Origin of the sequence: Bradyrhizobium sp. 159, assembly GCF_023073795.1 — a bacterium.
Lineage (GTDB): Bacteria > Pseudomonadota > Alphaproteobacteria > Rhizobiales > Xanthobacteraceae > Bradyrhizobium.
Genome location: NZ_JADPKE010000082.1, coordinates 101414 through 117428 on the forward strand (window position 1 = coordinate 101414; position 16015 = coordinate 117428).

General features: G+C 64.5%; 13 protein-coding genes. 6 read left to right on the plus strand and 7 right to left on the minus strand.

Annotated features, from left to right (window positions below):
* Positions 1–22: 22 nt before the first annotated feature.
* The 5 genes from IVA96_RS22870 to hpaR form a co-directional block, all read right to left on the minus strand.
* Positions 23–3298: a transglutaminase family protein gene (locus IVA96_RS22870; protein ID WP_247419320.1), complete on the minus strand. Its 3276-nt coding sequence runs from the start codon at positions 3296–3298 to the stop codon at positions 23–25.
* 104 nt (positions 3299–3402) lie between these two features.
* The gene (locus IVA96_RS22875; RefSeq protein WP_247419323.1) at positions 3403–4926 is read right to left on the minus strand and encodes an altronate dehydratase family protein; all 1524 of its coding nucleotides are present in this window, start codon (positions 4924–4926) and stop codon (positions 3403–3405) included.
* Positions 4927–5137: 211 nt separating this feature from the next.
* The gene (locus IVA96_RS22880; protein WP_247278922.1) at positions 5138–5914 is read right to left on the minus strand and encodes an aldolase/citrate lyase family protein; all 777 of its coding nucleotides are present in this window, start codon (positions 5912–5914) and stop codon (positions 5138–5140) included.
* A 111-nt stretch (positions 5915–6025) separates the two neighbouring features.
* Positions 6026–7111 (minus strand): malate/lactate/ureidoglycolate dehydrogenase, encoded by a 1086-nt coding sequence (locus IVA96_RS22885; RefSeq protein WP_247419327.1) that lies wholly within the window; start codon positions 7109–7111, stop codon positions 6026–6028.
* Positions 7112–7229: 118 nt separating this feature from the next.
* On the minus strand, positions 7230–7748 hold the full coding sequence (hpaR, locus tag IVA96_RS22890) for a homoprotocatechuate degradation operon regulator HpaR (protein WP_247419330.1): 519 nt from the start codon (positions 7746–7748) through the stop codon (positions 7230–7232).
* A 111-nt stretch (positions 7749–7859) separates the two neighbouring features.
* Between hpaR and hpaH the strand changes: the two genes are divergently transcribed.
* The 6 genes from hpaH (at position 7860) to IVA96_RS22920 (ending at position 14269) form a co-directional block, all read left to right on the plus strand.
* The gene (gene hpaH, locus IVA96_RS22895) at positions 7860–8666 is read left to right on the plus strand and encodes a 2-oxo-hept-4-ene-1,7-dioate hydratase (protein WP_247278925.1); all 807 of its coding nucleotides are present in this window, start codon (positions 7860–7862) and stop codon (positions 8664–8666) included.
* A gap of 33 nt (positions 8667–8699) precedes the next feature.
* Positions 8700–9098 (plus strand): 5-carboxymethyl-2-hydroxymuconate Delta-isomerase, encoded by a 399-nt coding sequence (locus IVA96_RS22900; RefSeq protein WP_247278926.1) that lies wholly within the window; start codon positions 8700–8702, stop codon positions 9096–9098.
* Complete coding sequence (gene hpaE / locus IVA96_RS22905; RefSeq protein WP_247419333.1) at positions 9091–10629, plus strand: 5-carboxymethyl-2-hydroxymuconate semialdehyde dehydrogenase; 1539 nt, start codon at positions 9091–9093, stop codon at positions 10627–10629. Before IVA96_RS22900 ends, hpaE begins: the two co-directional genes overlap by 8 nt.
* Before the next feature lie 133 nt (positions 10630–10762).
* Complete coding sequence (hpaD, locus tag IVA96_RS22910) at positions 10763–11746, plus strand: 3,4-dihydroxyphenylacetate 2,3-dioxygenase (RefSeq protein ID WP_247278928.1); 984 nt, start codon at positions 10763–10765, stop codon at positions 11744–11746.
* Positions 11746–12615: a fumarylacetoacetate hydrolase family protein gene (locus IVA96_RS22915; RefSeq protein WP_247419335.1), complete on the plus strand. Its 870-nt coding sequence runs from the start codon at positions 11746–11748 to the stop codon at positions 12613–12615. Before hpaD ends, IVA96_RS22915 begins: the two co-directional genes overlap by 1 nt.
* A 25-nt stretch (positions 12616–12640) precedes the next feature.
* Positions 12641–14269, plus strand: a complete 1629-nt coding sequence (locus IVA96_RS22920; protein WP_247419337.1) for a thiamine pyrophosphate-dependent enzyme — start codon at positions 12641–12643, stop codon at positions 14267–14269.
* A gap of 122 nt (positions 14270–14391) precedes the next feature.
* Here the strand turns inward: IVA96_RS22920 and alkB are convergent, their stop codons facing one another.
* Positions 14392–15045, minus strand: coding sequence for a DNA oxidative demethylase AlkB (gene alkB / locus IVA96_RS22925; protein ID WP_247278931.1), 654 nt, complete (start codon positions 15043–15045; stop codon positions 14392–14394).
* Positions 15046–15054: 9 nt separating this feature from the next.
* On the minus strand, positions 15055–15801 hold the full coding sequence (locus IVA96_RS22930; protein ID WP_247278932.1) for a 2OG-Fe(II) oxygenase: 747 nt from the start codon (positions 15799–15801) through the stop codon (positions 15055–15057).
* Between the last annotated feature and the right edge of the window lie 214 nt (positions 15802–16015).

Below are 16015 nucleotides of genomic sequence, written 5' to 3' on the forward strand. Positions count from 1 at the left end.
TCTCCCTGCCCCACCATCATACTCATTGCAGGAGCGGGGTCCGCAAGTCGAGGGTCAGCGGAAACTCATTTGTGCGTTCCTCGGGCGGCGGCTGTATTGGCCCAGGGGTATGGCCATGGTCCTGGAAGCGCGCCAGCCGCCGCGCCTCGGCCTCATAGGTGTTGACGGGCTTGGTATCGTAGTTGCGTCCGCCGGGATGGGCGACGTGGTAGACGCAGCCGCCCAGCGAGCGGCCGTTCCAGGTGTCGATCAGGTCGAAGGTCAGCGGCGCATGGACCGGAATGGTCGGGTGCAGGCCGGAGGCCGGCTGCCAGGCCTTGAAGCGGACGCCGGCCACGGCTTCCGTCGAGCGGCCGGTCGATGTCATCGGCAGGCGGCGGCCGTTGCAGGTGACGATGTGGCGCCCCTCGACGAATCCCTCGGCCTTGACCTGAAGCCGCTCGACCGATGAGTCCACATAGCGCACCGTGCCGCCGGCCGAGCCCTCCTCGCCGAGCACGTGCCAGGGCTCCAGCGCCTGCCGCAGCTCCAGCGTCACGCCGCCATGATGGACGCGGCCGAAGGCGGGGAAGCGGAATTCGAGCTGGGCCAGATACCATTCCGGCTCGAAGGTATAACCGAACTGCTTCAGCTCGGTGAGCACGTCCTGAAAATCCTCCCAGATGAAATGCGGCAGCATGTAGCGGTCATGCAGCGCGGTGCCCCAGCGCACGAACTTGCCTGTCAGCGGCTCGCGCCAAAACCTTGCGATCAGCGCGCGGATCAGGAGCTGCTGAGCCAGCGACATGCGCGGATCAGGCGGCATCTCGAGCGCGCGGAATTCGACCAGTCCGAGGCGGCCGGTCGAACCTTCCGGCGAATAGAGCTTGTCGATGCAGATCTCGGCACGGTGGGTGTTGCCGGTGATGTCGACCAGCAGATGCCGGAACAGGCGATCCACCAGCCACAGCGGCGTCTGGGTGCCCGGCGGCGGCACATGCGACAGCGCGACCTCGAGCTCGTAGATGCTGTCGTGGCGCGCCTCGTCGATACGCGGCGCCTGGCTGGTCGGGCCGATGAAGAGGCCGGAGAAGAAATAGGACAGCGACGGATGCCGCTGCCAGTACAGCACGAGGCTCTTCAAGAGATCGGGCCGCCGCAGGAACGGCGAGTCCTGCGGTGACGAGCCGCCGACCACGACGTGATTGCCGCCGCCGGTGCCGGTGTGGCGGCCGTCGACCAGGAAACGGTTGGCGCCGAGACGGATCTTGGCGGCATCCTCATAGAGCCCGACGGTGATGTCGACAGCCTCACGCCAATTCTTTGCCGGCTGGACGTTGACCTCGATTACGCCAGGGTCAGGCGTCACCTTGATGACGTCGATGCGCGGATCGAACGGCGGCGGATAACCCTCGACATGAACCTGGAGCTGCATCTCCTCGGCCGTGGCTTCGAGCGCCGCGACCAGCTCCAGATAATCCTCGATGCGCTCGACCGGCGGCAAGAAGGCGCAGAGCACGCCGTCGCGGACTTCGATCGACATCGCGGTGCGTACCGGCTCCGCTGCGTCGGGACGGTCCGGCGCCAGTCGCGGCGGCGGCGATTGCAGGCGTGGCATGCGCTCGAACACCGGCAGCTTGGTGCGCGGCTCCATCGGATCCTGCTCGACGATATAGGGATAGCGATCGGGCGGAACATATTCGAGCGCGCTGAGCGGCAATCGCAGGCCGAGCGGGAAATCGCCGGGCATCAAGAACAGATGCTTGCGACGCAGCTTCCAGCGCTCGCTGCGCCAGCGCGGCGCGTCCGCGTTCCAGCGCTGCACCGGCAGCACGAAGCCCTTTGGCGTATTCAGCCCCTCGTCGAACACCCGCGCCATGCGGGCGCGCGCTTCCGGATCGGACAGCTTGGAATCCGAGGGATCGACGTTGATCGGAAGCTCCCCCTCCTTCTGCAACCAATAGGCGGGATCTTCATAGGCCGGCATGATGTAGCCGGGATCGAGGCCGAGCCGTGCGACCGTGCCCTCCATGAAGGCCTCGGCGTCCTTGACGTTAGCGCGCCCCGGGTTCTCGATCCTGGCGATGAGATCCGCATTCTTCCAGATCGGCACGCCGTCCTTGCGCCAATACAGGCCAAACGCCCAGCGCGGCAGGGTCTCGCCAGGATACCATTTGCCCTGGCCGAAGTGCAGCAGGCCGCCGGGCGCGAACCGCACGCGCAGGCGGCGGATCAGATCGTCGGCAACGGCGCGCTTGGTCGGACCGACGGCGTCGATGTTCCATTCCGCCGCTTCAAGATCATCGACCGAGACGAAGGTCGGCTCGCCGCCCATGGTGAGCCGCACGTCGTGGGCGGCAAGTTCGCCGTCGACCTGCTCGCCGAGATCGTTGAGCCGCGCCCAGGCTTCGTCAGAGAACGGTTTTGTGATGCGCGGCGCCTCGCGAATGCGCTTCACGCTCATGTCGAATGCGAACTCGACCTCGGCAAAGCCGGCGCCACCGGAGATCGGCGCGGCCGAGCGATAATGCGGTGTTGCGGCAACCGGGATGTGCCCCTCGCCCGCGAGCATGCCGGAGGTCGCGTCGAACCCGATCCAGCCCGCGCCCGGAAGGTAGACCTCGGCCCAGGCGTGCAGATCGGTGAAATCGTTCTCAACCTCCGGCGGCCCCTCGATCGGATCGATGTCGGGACGGATCTGGACGAGATAGCCGGAGACGAAACGGGCGGCGAGCCCGAGATGGCGGAAGGTCTGGATCAAGAGCCAGGCGGAATCGCGGCACGAGCCGGCGCCGGAACTAAGCGTCTCCTCCGGAGACTGCACGCCCGGCTCCATGCGGATGACGTACCGGATCTTCTTCTGGAGCTCGCGATTGAGATCGACCAGGAAGTTGACGGTGTTCGGCGCTTCCTGCGGGATCGCATCGAGATATTGCGCAAACAAGCGATCGGGCTTGATGGTCTCGAGATAGGGCGCAAGCTCCGTCTTCAGGTCCTTCGGATAGTCGAACGGAAAGCTGTCGGCATAAGGCTCGACGAAGAAGTCGAACGGATTGACCACGGTCATCTGCGCCGTAAAATCGACCTCGAATTTCAGCTCGGTCGTCTTCTCCGGGAAGACGTAGCGCGCGAGCCAATTGCCCTGCGGGTCCTGTTGCCAGTTTACGAAATGATTGGATGGCGTGACCTTGAGCGAATAGCTCAGGATCGGCGTGCGAGTATGCGGCGCCGGCCGCAACCGGATGGTCTGCGGGCCGAGATCGATCGGGCGGTCGTATTTGTAGTGCGTGACGTGGTGTAGTGCGACGTAGATCGACACGGGGTGCGGTGCTCCAGCAGCTTTTTTGAGCAGAACACCTGATGTGAGCGCGATCAAGCACTAACAACGTGCAGACCGTGCCTATGGCGCAGGCTGCAGGTTTACTACATCGTCGCCCCTAACACCCACGGCGCGAACTCGGCGCCGCCAAAGTCAAAACTCTCGCTCTTGGTCGGCTGTCCCGAGGCCGTCTTGAGGATGAGATCGAAGATGCGCTGGCCGCACTGCTCGACGCTCTCCTCGCCTTCGAGGATGGTGCCGCAATTGACGTCCATGTCCTCTTCCATGCGCTTGTACATGGGCGTGTTGGTGGCGAGCTTGATCGACGGCGCCGGCTTGCAGCCGAACACACTGCCGCGCCCGGTCGTGAAGCAGACGAGATTGGCGCCGCCTGCGACCTGGCCGGTCGCTGCAACCGGGTCGTAGCCGGGCGTGTCCATAAAGACAAAACCCTTCTTGGTGACGGGCTCGGCGTAGCGCAGCACCTCGACGAGATTGGTGGTGCCGGCCTTCGCCATTGCGCCGAGCGATTTTTCCAGGATGGTGGTGAGGCCGCCGGCCTTGTTGCCGGGGCTTGGATTGGCGTTCATCTCAGCGCCTTCGCGCGCGGTGTATTCGTCCCACCAGCGCATGAGGTCGACCAGCTTCTCGCCGACCTCGCGGCTGACGGCGCGGCGCGTCAGCAGATGCTCGGCGCCATAGGTCTCCGGCGTTTCCGACAGGATCACGGTGCCGCCGTGACGGACGACGAGGTCGCTGGCAGCACCGAGCGCGGGATTGGCTGATACACCGGAATAGCCGTCCGAGCCGCCGCATTGCAGGGCCACGGTGAGCTCGCTTGCCGGCACGGATTCGCGCCTGACCTTGTTGGCATCGGCGAGCGCCTCGCGCACGAAGGCGATGCCCGCCTCCACCGTCTTGCGCGTGCCGCCGACCTCCTGGATGTCCATCGCACGCAGGCGGCCGGCGAGCTTCTGCTCTTCCATCAGGCCGCCGATCTGGTTCACCTCGCAACCGAGGCCGAGCACGATGACGTGAGAGAAATTGACGTGCCGCGCATAGCCACCAAGCGTGCGGCGGAGCAGCGCCAGCGGCTCGTTCTGCGTCATGCCGCAGCCGGTCTTGTGGGTCAGCGCGACCACGCCGTCGACGTTGGGGAAATCGGCCAGCGGGTTGTCGCCGGTGAAGGGATTCTTCTTGAAGACGTCGGCAACGAGACTGGCGACATGCGCGCTGCAATTCACCGAGGTGAGGATGCCGATATAGTTGCGCGTGGCGACGCGGCCGTCCGGACGGCGGATGCCCTCGAAGGTCGCCGGCAGGTCGAAATTCGGCGTCGGCTTGACGTCGGCGCAATAGGCATAGTCCTTGGCGAAATCGCCCATGCCGCAATTCTGCGTGTGGACGTGCTGGCCCGGCGCGATCGGCACCGTGGCAAAGCCGATGATCTGGCCGTAGCGCTTGATTGGCTCTCCCAATGCGATCGGCTTGATCGCGACCTTGTGGCCGGAGGGAATGCGATCGACCGTGATCACGCCGTCGGCGACCATTGTGCCGGGCGGCAGGCTCGCGCGCGCGATCAGCACGCCATCATCGGGATGCAGGCGGATGACGGGGCTAATGGTCATGGGAGGTCTCCTTGGGTCTTCAAAATATCGTGCGCCGGACGCAGCGCAGCGTGAAAGGATGCACTGCTGATCCCGGGCCCATTGTCACGTCAGCCTTGTCACGCCAGCCTTGCGCAGCAACTGGGTCGCGGCTCTGCGGTGCATCGCCATAGCGGTCAAAGACGCGCGTAAACGCGCTTTTGTCGCTGCACCGCGTCCGGGACACGCTAGATCACGCCTTCCCGCCTGATTCCTTGCGGGTCGCATTCACCTGCATCTTGGCGTAGGTCGTCATCAGACCGACCTCGTTCGACAACGTCACCAGCTTGAAGCCCATATTGATGGCGCGCGCTGCGCCTTCGGCGCCGCTGCAATGGATGCCCGGGTTGAGGCCGCGCTTGCCGCACTCCTTGATGATCTTCTCGTAGATCGCGAGGATCTCCGGCTCGCTGCGGTCGAGCTTGGGCTCGAGGCCGTAGGAGAAGCCGAGGTCGGACGGGCCGATATAGACGCCGTCGATGCCCTCGACGTCGAGGATCGCTTCCATGTTCTCGACCGCGGTCCTGGTCTCCATCATCGGCAGCAGCACGATCTCGTCGTTGGCCGTCTTCTGGTAGGAGCCTGCGGTGCCGTACATGCCGGCGCGGATCGGACCGTTGGAGCGCACGCCCTTCGGCGGATATTTCGAATAGGAGACCAGGTTCCGGGCTTCCTGCGGCGTATTGACCATCGGGCAGATCACGCCATAGGCGCCGCCGTCGAGCACCTTGCCGATGATGCCGGGCTCGTTCCAGGGCACGCGGACCATCGGGGTGATCGGATGCTTGTCCATGGCCTGGAAGCACTGGACCATTGACAGATAGTCCTGCACGCCATGCTGCATGTCGACGGTGACGCTGTCGAAGCCGCATTGCGCGACCATCTCGGCCGAGAAGCCAGAGGGTATAGCGAGCCACGCGTTGACCACGGCCTTGCCCGACTTCCAGATTTCCTTGACCTTGTTCGCCACGTTGCCTTCCTTCTTTGTTGTTTGAACCTTACCATGACGAGCGCCGCGACAGCACAACCCCGCTGTTACCGCGAACTGGATCGCCGCGCTACGCTCGCAATGGCGCAAGACCTATGCGGTCGCCCTCTGGATGCTGACTTCGCTGACGCCGACCTCGCGGGCCGTGTTCACTATTGCCGCCCAGGTGTCATCCGGCAAGGGGATGCCGTTTTTCGTGCGTTCCGCGCGGATTTTCCGCTCGGGATCGCCGGGAATCAGCACCCGATCGACGTCGGCCATCGGCTTGGTGGCGCGTATGAAATCGACATAGCGCGAGACTTCGTCGTCGAAAAGGTTGGAGGTATCGACCACCTTCGGATCGACATAGAACGCCAGCATGCCGTTGGCAAAGCGCCGCCCGCCCGATGTGGCCCCGGTTCCAGTCAGCGCACCGCCCAAGAGCTCGCATATGAAGGCGAGCCCCGATCCCTTGTGCTCGCCGAAGGCACGGATGGCGCCTGTGCCCTTGGTATGATCGCGCGGTCCCGCCGGCGTGTAGGGGCCGTAGAGCACGACTGGGTCCTCGCTCAGGCTGCCGTCGGAATCGACCAGCGCGCCTTTCGGCAGCTTTTTGCCGCCACGGCTTGCGACCAGCACCTTTCCTTCGGCGACGACCGAGGTCGCGAAGTCCAGCACGATCGGATCCTGACCCGCGCGGGGGATGCCGACGCAATATGGCGCAGTCGACAGCCGCTTCTCGACGCCGCCGAACGGCGCAACCAGCAGCGAGCCCGCCGCATTGACGAAGTGCACCGAGATCAGCCCTTCGGCGGCAGCCATCTCGGCCCAGTCGCCGACACGGCCGATATGGCCGGCGTTGCGCAGCGCGACCGCGGCAAGCCCCGCCTTCTTGCACTTGTCGAGGCCGATCCGAACCGCCTGCGGCGTCACGGTCTGGCCGTAGCCGAACTTGCCGTCGACCACCGCGAGCGAGGGCGTGTCCAGCACCACTTCCGCGTTCTGGTTGGGCACGACCGCGCCGGATTTCTGCCAACGGATGTAGACGGGCACGCGGATCACGCCGTGACTGTCATGGCCGGTCAGGTTCGCTGTTGTGAGGTAGGTGGCGATGCGCCTGACTTCCTCCGGCGAGGACTGCGCATGCGCAAAGACCTCGCTGACGAAGTCGATCAGCCTCTGGACTTGAATGGTGACCATGACGGTCTGCTTACCTCTACCCGCTGCCGATTTTGCAGCGATCGGCTTGGGCGGCACTTTGAGCGAAAAAACGCGGCCATGTCCATGGCTCGCACCGCGCGCTCGCGCATATCAGCTTTCACTCCTCGGCACTTGCCCCCTCGCCGCTGCCGAGCCCTGCGAGACTCTGTTCGAGCTCGCCAAGCATGTCCTGCAACTCGACGAGTTTGCGTGCGCCAAAGCGTCGCGTGATCTCGGCATAGATCGCCTCCGACGTCGGCGCCACGGAGGCCATCAGCTTCACGCCTTCTTTCGAGATCGAGACCATGCTGCGGCGCTGGTCCGCCTTGGCGGTCTTGCGCTCGATCAGATTGCGCGCTTCGAGGTCGCGCAGGATGCGTGACAGGCTCGGCCCGAGCAGGAACGCCGTGCGCGCGAGTTCCGTGACCTCGGTCGCCTCGATGCCGGCCAGCGCGCGCAGGATGCGCCATTGCTGCTCGGTCAAGCCGTGCTCGCGCAGTGAGGGGCGGAATTGCCGCATCACCGCCTCGCGTGCCCGCAGCAGCGACATCGGCAGTGAACGCGAGAAGTCGCGCATCGGCACCTGCCGCGCGGCAGGCGCGTTTTCGCCGGCGGGATCGGCGGGTTTCTTCGTCATGATACCCTTTCAAGCTGCAAAATCTTCGCAATGCAGCAAGCGCGAATTGTGTTTGACGCATTCATTTAACATGTTAAGTATCTCCGGGCACCCCGATTTGTAAGATCACAAATGGCGCTTTCCAACGACGATATCCAAGCTTGCGCGAGGCGTCTGCACCAGGCGGAGAAGACTCGCACGCAGATCCGGCAGCTCTCGCAGGATTTTCCTGGGATCACCATCGCTGACGCCTACGCGATTCAGAAGGCTTGGGTCGACGTCAAGATCGCCGAGGGGCGGATCGTCAAAGGCCACAAGATTGGCCTGACCTCGAAGGCGATGCAGAGCGCGCTCGATATCGACGAGCCGGATTCCGGCGTGCTGCTCGACGACATGTTCTTTGCTGATGGCGGCCCCGTCCCGACGGAGCGCTTCATCGCGACGCGCGTCGAGGCGGAGCTCGCCTTCGTCATGAGCAAGCGCCTTTCAGGACCCGGCTGCACGATGTTCGACGTGCTGAACGCCACCGACTTCGTGGTGCCGGCGCTGGAGATTTTGGACACGCGCATCGAGCGGGTCGATCCGAGGACCAAAGCGACGCGGAAGATTTTCGACACCATCGCCGACAACGCGGCGAATGCCGGCATCGTGCTCGGCGGGCGGCCGATACGGCCGCTGGACGCCGATTTACGCTGGATCGGCGCGCTGTGTTTCCGGAACGGCCAGCTCGAGGAAACCGGACTTGCCGCCGGCGTGCTCAACCATCCCGCAACCGCCGTGGCCTGGCTCGCGAACAAGATCGCACCGCTCGGCCATGCGCTGGAGCCCGGACAGGTCGTGCTCGCCGGCTCCTTCATCCGCCCGATCGAGACCCGCAAGGGCGACACAATTCAGGCCGATTATGGCGCCTACGGCTCGGTGAGCTGCTACTTCGCTTAGACGGACAATAAGAAGACAGGGAGTGAAACCGCGATGCCGCATTTCACCATCGAATATTCCGCCAATCTCGATGGCCGCCTCGACATGGGCCTGGTATGCGAAGTCGTGCGCAAGGCAGCGGTCGAGACCGGCATCTTCCCGCTCGGCGGCATCCGCGTTCGCGCCGTCAGGTGCGAGCATTACGCGATCGCGGACGCGCGGCAGGACTACGGCTTTCTCGACATGGTATTGCGCATCGGCGAGGGCCGCGATCTCAAGACGCGCCAGAAAGCCGGCGAGCACGTATTCCAGGCGCTCTCAAAACATCTCGACCCCGTCTTCGCTGCCAGCAAGTTCGCCTTGTCGTTCGACATGCAGATCAACGACAAGGACACGAGCTGGAAGCGCAACAACATCCACGACGCCCTGAAAGTGGAGGCCGCAAATGGATAAGCCCGCGCCAAAAGCCGACGTGTTCCAGGCCAACCGCGACCTCCTCGCACCGCTGCTGAAAAAGCTCCGCGCGGACGGCATCGGTCACATCATCGACGGCAAGATCGAGCCATCGATCTCTGGCGAGACCTTCGAGACCAAGTCGCCGGTCGATGGCGCGACGCTCGCGAGCGTCGCCCGCGGCAATGCCGAGGACATCGATCGTGCGGCCACTGCTGCCGCGCTGGCCTTCAAATCCTGGCGCGACATGGGCCCGGCTATGCGGCGCAAGCTGCTGCATCGGGTCGCCGACGCGATCGAGGACAATGCCGATGACATCGCGGTGCTCGAATGCATCGACACCGGCCAAGCCTATCGCTTCATGGCCAAGGCCGCCATCCGCGCCGCCGAGAACTTTCGGTTCTTCGCCGACAAATGCGCCGAGGCGCGCGACGGCCTCAACACGCCGAGCGACGAGCACTGGAATGTCTCGACGCGCGTGCCGATCGGCCCGGTCGGCGTGATCACGCCGTGGAACACGCCGTTCATGCTCTCGACCTGGAAGATCGCCCCTGCCCTGGCAGCCGGCTGTACCGTCGTGCACAAGCCGGCCGAGTGGTCGCCGGTGACGGCCTCCATTCTGGCGAAGCTCGTCAAGGAAGCCGGCATTCCCGATGGCGTGCTCAACACCGTGCACGGCTTTGGTGAAGAGGCCGGCAAGGCGTTGACCGAACATCCCGCCATCAAGGCGATCGGCTTCGTCGGCGAGAGTGCGACGGGCTCGGCGATCATGATCCAGGGCGCGCCGACCTTGAAGCGCGTGCATTTCGAGCTCGGCGGCAAGAACCCCGTGATCGTGTTCGATGACGCCGATCTCGACCGCGCGCTCGATGCGGTGGTGTTCATGATCTACTCGCTCAATGGCGAGCGCTGCACCTCCTCCAGCCGCCTGCTGATTCAGCAGAGCATCGCCGAGACATTCGTGGAGAAGCTGACCGCGCGCGTGAAGGCGCTGAAGGTCGGCCACCCCCTCGATCCCGCAACCGAGATCGGGCCGCTGATCCACGAGCGTCACCTCGCAAAGGTTTGCTCTTATTTCGACGTCGCGCGCCAGGACGGCGCGACGATCGCGGTCGGCGGCAAGCCCTGTGACGGCCTCGGCGGCGGACATTACGTCGAGCCGACGCTGGTGACCGGTGCGCATGGCAAGATGCGGGTGGCGCAGGAGGAGGTGTTCGGCCCCTTCCTGACCGTGTTGCCGTTCCGTGACGAGGCGGACGCGATCGAGATCGCCAACGACATTCGCTATGGCCTCACCGGCTATGTCTGGACCAACGACATGGGCCGCGCCCTGCGTGTCGCGGACGCGCTGGAGGCCGGCATGATCTGGCTGAACTCGGAAAACGTCCGCCACCTGCCGACGCCGTTCGGCGGCATGAAGGCCTCAGGCATCGGCCGCGACGGCGGCGACTATTCGTTCGATTTCTACATGGAAACCAAGCACGTCTCGCTGGCGCGGGGCACGCACAAGATTCAGAAGCTGGGAATTTAACGCAGTGTCATTCCGGGGCGGCTTGAAGAGCCGAACCCGGAATCCATTGTGCAGCAGAGTTCGTGGATGAATGGATTCCGAGTTCGTGCTTCGCACGCCCCGGAATGACGAAGCCGAGAGAGGGGAAACGCAAATGCCCATACCGCAACACGTCTTCGAGCCGCCGTTCAACATCATTCGCTCCAGCCATGTCGTGCTCGACGTCACCGATCTGAAACTGAGCCGCGAGTTCTACGAGACCATTGTTGGCCTGCATGTCGAGGACGCCGACGACAATGTCGTTTATTTGCGCGGAGCTGAAGAGCATCAGCATCACTCGCTCGTCCTGCGCAAGGCCGCAGCGCCCGCCTGCGCGCGGCTCGGCTTCAAGGTCGGCAACGACAAGGATCTCGACAAGGCGGCCGCATTCCTCTCCGAGAACGGTCTCGCCTACGGCTTCGCGGACCAGCCGTTCCAGGGCCGCACTCTGCAATTCACGGACCCCTTCGGCTTCCAGATCGAGCTCTATGCAGCGATGGACCGCCGGCCACACCTCTTGCGCCGCTACGATCTCTACAGAGGCTGCCACCCGCAGCGGCTCGACCATTTCAACGTCTTCGCCGCCGAGGTGCAGGACACCGTCGATTTCTACGCCCGGCTCGGCTTCCGGCTGACCGAATATGCCGAGGAGGACGGACCGAACGGACGTATCGCCGCAGCCTGGATGCATCGCAAGGGCAACGTCCACGACTTCGCCATCACCAACGGCAAGGGCCCTCGCCTGCACCACTTCGCCTATTGGACGCCGACGGCGATGAACATCATCCATCTCTGCGACGTCATGGCCTCCCAGGGCTTCGTGAAGAACATCGAGCGCGGCCCCGGACGCCACGGCATCTCGAATGCGTTCTTCCTTTATGTGCGCGACCCTGACGGCCACCGGCTCGAGCTCTACACCAGCGATTACTTCACGGGCGATCACGACCACGAGCCGCTGCGCTGGTCGCTGCGCGATCCGCGCCGGCAGACGCTGTGGGGTGCCCCCGCGCCGCGCTCCTGGTTCGAGCAGGGCTCGCCCTTCACTGGCCAGGCCGTGCGCGAGCCGAAATTCGTGGCCGACGTGCTGGTGGCAGACTGATGACACTCCCTCGCCTCGCCACCTATTCCGTCAAGGGGGCAACGCGCTACGGCGCGGTCGTCGATAGCGGCGTGGTCGATCTCTCCGCGCGCCACGCCAAGGATTTTCCGACGCTGCGCGAGGTGATCGCGGCCGGGAAGCTGACGAGCCTTGCCGAGGAAGCCGCAGGCCGCACGCCGGATCATCCCCTCCGCGAGATCACCTTTCTGCCGCCAGTGCCCGCGCCGGAAAAGATCATCTGCATCGGCGTCAACTATCCCGATCGCAACGCCGAGTACAAGGATGGCCAGGACGCGCCGAAATACCCGAGCATGTTCATGCGGAGCCCACGCTCCTTCGTCGGCCATGGAACGCCGCTGGTGCGGCCGCGCGCCTCCGCACAGCTCGACTATGAAGGCGAGATCGTGCTGGTGATCGGCAAGGAAGGCCGGCACATTGCGGAGAGCACCGCGCTAAATCACGTCGCCGCGCTGACCCTTTGCAACGAAGGCTCGGTGCGCGACTGGCTGCGTCATGCCAAGTTCAACGTCACGCAGGGCAAGAACTTTGATTCCAGCGGCAGCCTCGGGCCATGGCTCGTGCCCTATACAACGGAATCCCAGATCGCCGACATTCGCCTCACCACGCATGTCAACGGTGAGCTCAGGCAGGACGATCGCACCAGCCGCTTGATGTTCCCGTTCCGCTACCTCATCAACTATATCTCGACCTTTGCCACCCTCGTCCCCGGCGACATCATCGTCACCGGCACGCCGACCGGCGCCGGCGCGCGGTTCGATCCGCCGCGCTACCTGAGGCCGGGCGATATCGTCGAGGTCGAAGCAGAAGGCATCGGGCTCTTGCGCAACGGCGTCGTCGACGAAGCCTGATCAACCATCGAAGTGGAATAGCACCATGACCACTCTCACCGGCGGCGAAGCGATCGTAAGCGGCCTCGTCGCCCACGGCGTCGACACCGTGTTCGGCCTGCCCGGCGCGCAGGTCTACGGCCTGTTCGATGCCTTCCACCAAGCCCAGCTCAAGGTGATCGGCGCGCGGCACGAGCAGGCCTGCGGCTACATGGCGTTCGGCTATGCGCGCTCCAGCGGCAAGCCCGGCGTGTTCAGCGTGGTGCCTGGCCCCGGCGTGCTCAACGCCAGCGCGGCGTTGCTCACCGCGTTCGGCTGCAACGAGCCGGTGCTCTGCGTCACCGGCCAGGTGCCGACGCCATTTTTGGGCAAGGGTCGCGGCCATCTGCACGAGATGCCGGACCAGCTCGCGACCCTGCGCACCTATGTGAAATGGGCAGACCGTATCGAATATCCCGGCAATGCGCCGACGGTCGTCGCGCGCGCCTTTCAGGAGATGATGTCGGGGCGGCGCGGGCCTGCGTCTGTCGAGATGCCCTGGGACGTCTTCACCCAGCGCGCCGAAACCGCCGCCGCACAGATGCTGGCACCCCTGCCCGCGCCGCAGCCTGATCCTGACCTGATCAAGCAGGCCGCCACGCTGATCAAGACCAGCAAGGCGCCGATGATCTTCGTCGGCAGCGGCGCGATCGAGGCGTGCGAGGAGATCCTCGAGCTCGCCGAGATGATCGATGCGCCCGTCGTTGCCTTCCGCAGCGGCCGCGGCATCGTCTCCAACGCGCACGAGCTCGGCCTCACCATGGCCGCCGCCTACAAACTGTGGCCGCACACTGATTTGATGATCGCAATCGGCACTCGCGCGGAGCTGCCGGCCTCTGGCTTTCGCTGGCCCTATCAGCCGAAGGGATTGAAATCCATTCGGATCGATATCGATCCGGCCGAGATGCGCCGGCTCGCCTTCGATACCGCCATCGTCGCCGATGCCAAGGCTGGCACGGCCGATCTCGTCACCGCCGTGAAGAAGGCCGGCTATGCGAGAAGCCGCAGCCGGCGGGGAGACATCCGCGAGGCCGCCGCAACCGCGCAACAGGAAATCCAGCGCATCCAGCCGCAGATGGCGCATCTCAACATCCTGCGCGAGGTGCTGCCGGCGAATGCGATCGTGACAGATGAATTGTCGCAGTTCGGCTTCGCCTCCTGGTACGGCTTTCCGGTCTATCAGCCGCGCACCTTCATCACATCAGGCTATCAGGGCACGCTCGGCTCGGGCTTTCCGACTGCGCTTGGCGCCAAGGTCGCGAACCCTGACAAACCCGTCGTCGCCATCACCGGCGACGGCGGCTTCATGTTCGGCGTGCAGGAGCTCTCGACCGCCGTGCAGTTCAACATCGGCGTGGTGACGCTGGTGTTCAACAACAACGCCTACGGCAATGTCCGCCGCGACCAGCGCGAGCGGTTTGACGGCCGCGTGGTGGCTTCGGATCTCGTCAATCCGGATTTCGTCAAGCTCGCGGAATCCTTCGGCGTTGCCGCTGCGCGCGTCACCGCGCCGGACCAGTTCAAGGCGGCGATGGAGAAGGCGCTCGCCCATGGCGGGCCGTATCTGATCTCGGTGGAAGTGACGCGGGACTCCGAAGTCAGTCCCTGGGCGTTCATTCACCCGCCGAAGCCGTAGTTGTCCTCATGGTGAGGAGGCGCGAAGCGCCGTCTCGAACCACGAGGTCCCCCGCTGCGGCGGCTCGGGCCTTCATCCTTCGAGACGCTTGCTTCGCAAGCTCCTCAGGATGAGGGGATGGACTAGCGTGTTTGTCGAAACGTCAAATTGATTCGCTTCCGGCCGAGCAGAGCATGCTCGCCGTCGGCGAGCGGCGCGACGCCGTGATAAGCGAGCCTGCTAGTCCCGCCCCAGACCACGACGTCACCATGGACGAGGCGGAAGCGGCGCGGCTTGTCGCTGCGCGCCAAGCCACCGAACAGGAAGGTTGCGGGCAGGCCGAGCGAGACCGAGACAATCGGGGCCGAATAGTCGAGCTCGTCCTTGTCCTGATGCAGCGACAGCCGCGTGCCGGGCTCGTAGCGGTTGACGAGGCAGGCATCGGGCGCGAAGTCTTTGAAGCCGCCCTGCTCCGCCGCGCGGCGGGCGAGATCACGGAATACTGCCGGCATCGCCGGCCAATGCTCGCCGTTTCGCGGATCGATTGGATCATAGCGATAGCCGGTGTGATCGGTGATCCAGCCGCGCTCGCCGCAATTGGTCATCGCCACCGACATCTGATAGCCGCCGGGCGTGGTCATGCGCCGAAACGGCGATTGCGCCACGATGGCGCGCACGGCTTCGATCAACTCGCTCTCGATCGGCGTGACGAAGCCGCGCAGCAGCACGGCGCCGTCAGCGATCTCCTCGCGCAATGGCTGCGCCTCGGCGACGCTATCGAACAAATCCGCAGTCAATCGCCTCACTCATTTGGCATCATGAAAGATCACACCCAGCGTGTGGCCCTGGCCGGAGCGAATCCGGCTGACGCCGTGACGCAGGTTAACCCGGTATGTCCCGCGTGTCCCCTGCACCGGGCGGTGATGCACGGCGAAGGCGACGGCGTCGCCCTGCGCCAGCGGCACCACCTCGGCGCGCGACTGCATGCGCGGCCGCTGCTCGGTCAGCACGAATTCGCCGCCGGTGAAGTCGCGCCCCGGCTCTGACAGCAGAATCGCGACCTGGATCGGGAACACATGCTCACCATAGAGATCCTGGTGCAGGCAATTGTAGTCGCCGGCCTCATATTGCAGCAGCAGCGGCGTCGGCCGGCTCTGGCCTGCTTCGTGGCAGCGCTTGAGGAACGCCGCATGCGCGGCGGGATAGCGGATGTCGATCCCCATCGCCTCGTTCCAGCGATTGGCGACGCCCTGAAGCTGCGCATAAAGCACGGGGCGCAATTGCGCAATCAGGTCGGGGAGCGGATAAGAGAAGTACTTGTATTCGCCGCGGCCAAAGCCGTGGCGCCCCATGACGATGCGGCTGCGGAAGTGCGTGTCGTCTGGATAGAGCGCGGCGATGCTACGGCATTGCTCCGGCGTCAGCAGGCCTTTCAGGACAGCGCAACCCTGGGCGTCGAGTTCGGCGGTGATTTGCGGCCAGTCGAGGGCGTTGACCTGGGCGGAAGGGTCAGCGGATGGCTTCTGGGGTGATTTGCGTGCGGTTGCTGTCATGGCCAGGACTTTCGCAAGACTGCCCTACCCGCCGCCACCCGATTCCCGACTATCTCCCCGTCATTGCTGTCGATGTTCAATAATTCGCTGATTGGATCGCGGTGGTCTTGGTAGCGGCGAAGGCCTTGGGAGTTTGTCCTGCCAAGGCCTGATGGGGTCTGTGGTTGTTGTAGTATACGAGATAGTCGAACAGTTCGTTGGCGAAGTGGTCGAG

Coding starts and splice junctions, on each gene's coding strand:
- IVA96_RS22930 (WP_247278932.1), bottom strand. CDS start 15,801: ATGACAGCAACCGCACGCAAATCACCCCAGAAGCCATCCGCTGACCCT.
- hpaR (WP_247419330.1), bottom strand. CDS start 7,748: ATGACGAAGAAACCCGCCGATCCCGCCGGCGAAAACGCGCCTGCCGCG.
- hpaH (WP_247278925.1), top strand. CDS start 7,860: ATGGCGCTTTCCAACGACGATATCCAAGCTTGCGCGAGGCGTCTGCAC.
- IVA96_RS22920 (WP_247419337.1), top strand. CDS start 12,641: ATGACCACTCTCACCGGCGGCGAAGCGATCGTAAGCGGCCTCGTCGCC.
- IVA96_RS22885 (WP_247419327.1), bottom strand. CDS start 7,111: ATGGTCACCATTCAAGTCCAGAGGCTGATCGACTTCGTCAGCGAGGTC.
- IVA96_RS22900 (WP_247278926.1), top strand. CDS start 8,700: ATGCCGCATTTCACCATCGAATATTCCGCCAATCTCGATGGCCGCCTC.
- IVA96_RS22875 (WP_247419323.1), bottom strand. CDS start 4,926: ATGACCATTAGCCCCGTCATCCGCCTGCATCCCGATGATGGCGTGCTG.
- IVA96_RS22915 (WP_247419335.1), top strand. CDS start 11,746: ATGACACTCCCTCGCCTCGCCACCTATTCCGTCAAGGGGGCAACGCGC.
- hpaD (WP_247278928.1), top strand. CDS start 10,763: ATGCCCATACCGCAACACGTCTTCGAGCCGCCGTTCAACATCATTCGC.
- hpaE (WP_247419333.1), top strand. CDS start 9,091: ATGGATAAGCCCGCGCCAAAAGCCGACGTGTTCCAGGCCAACCGCGAC.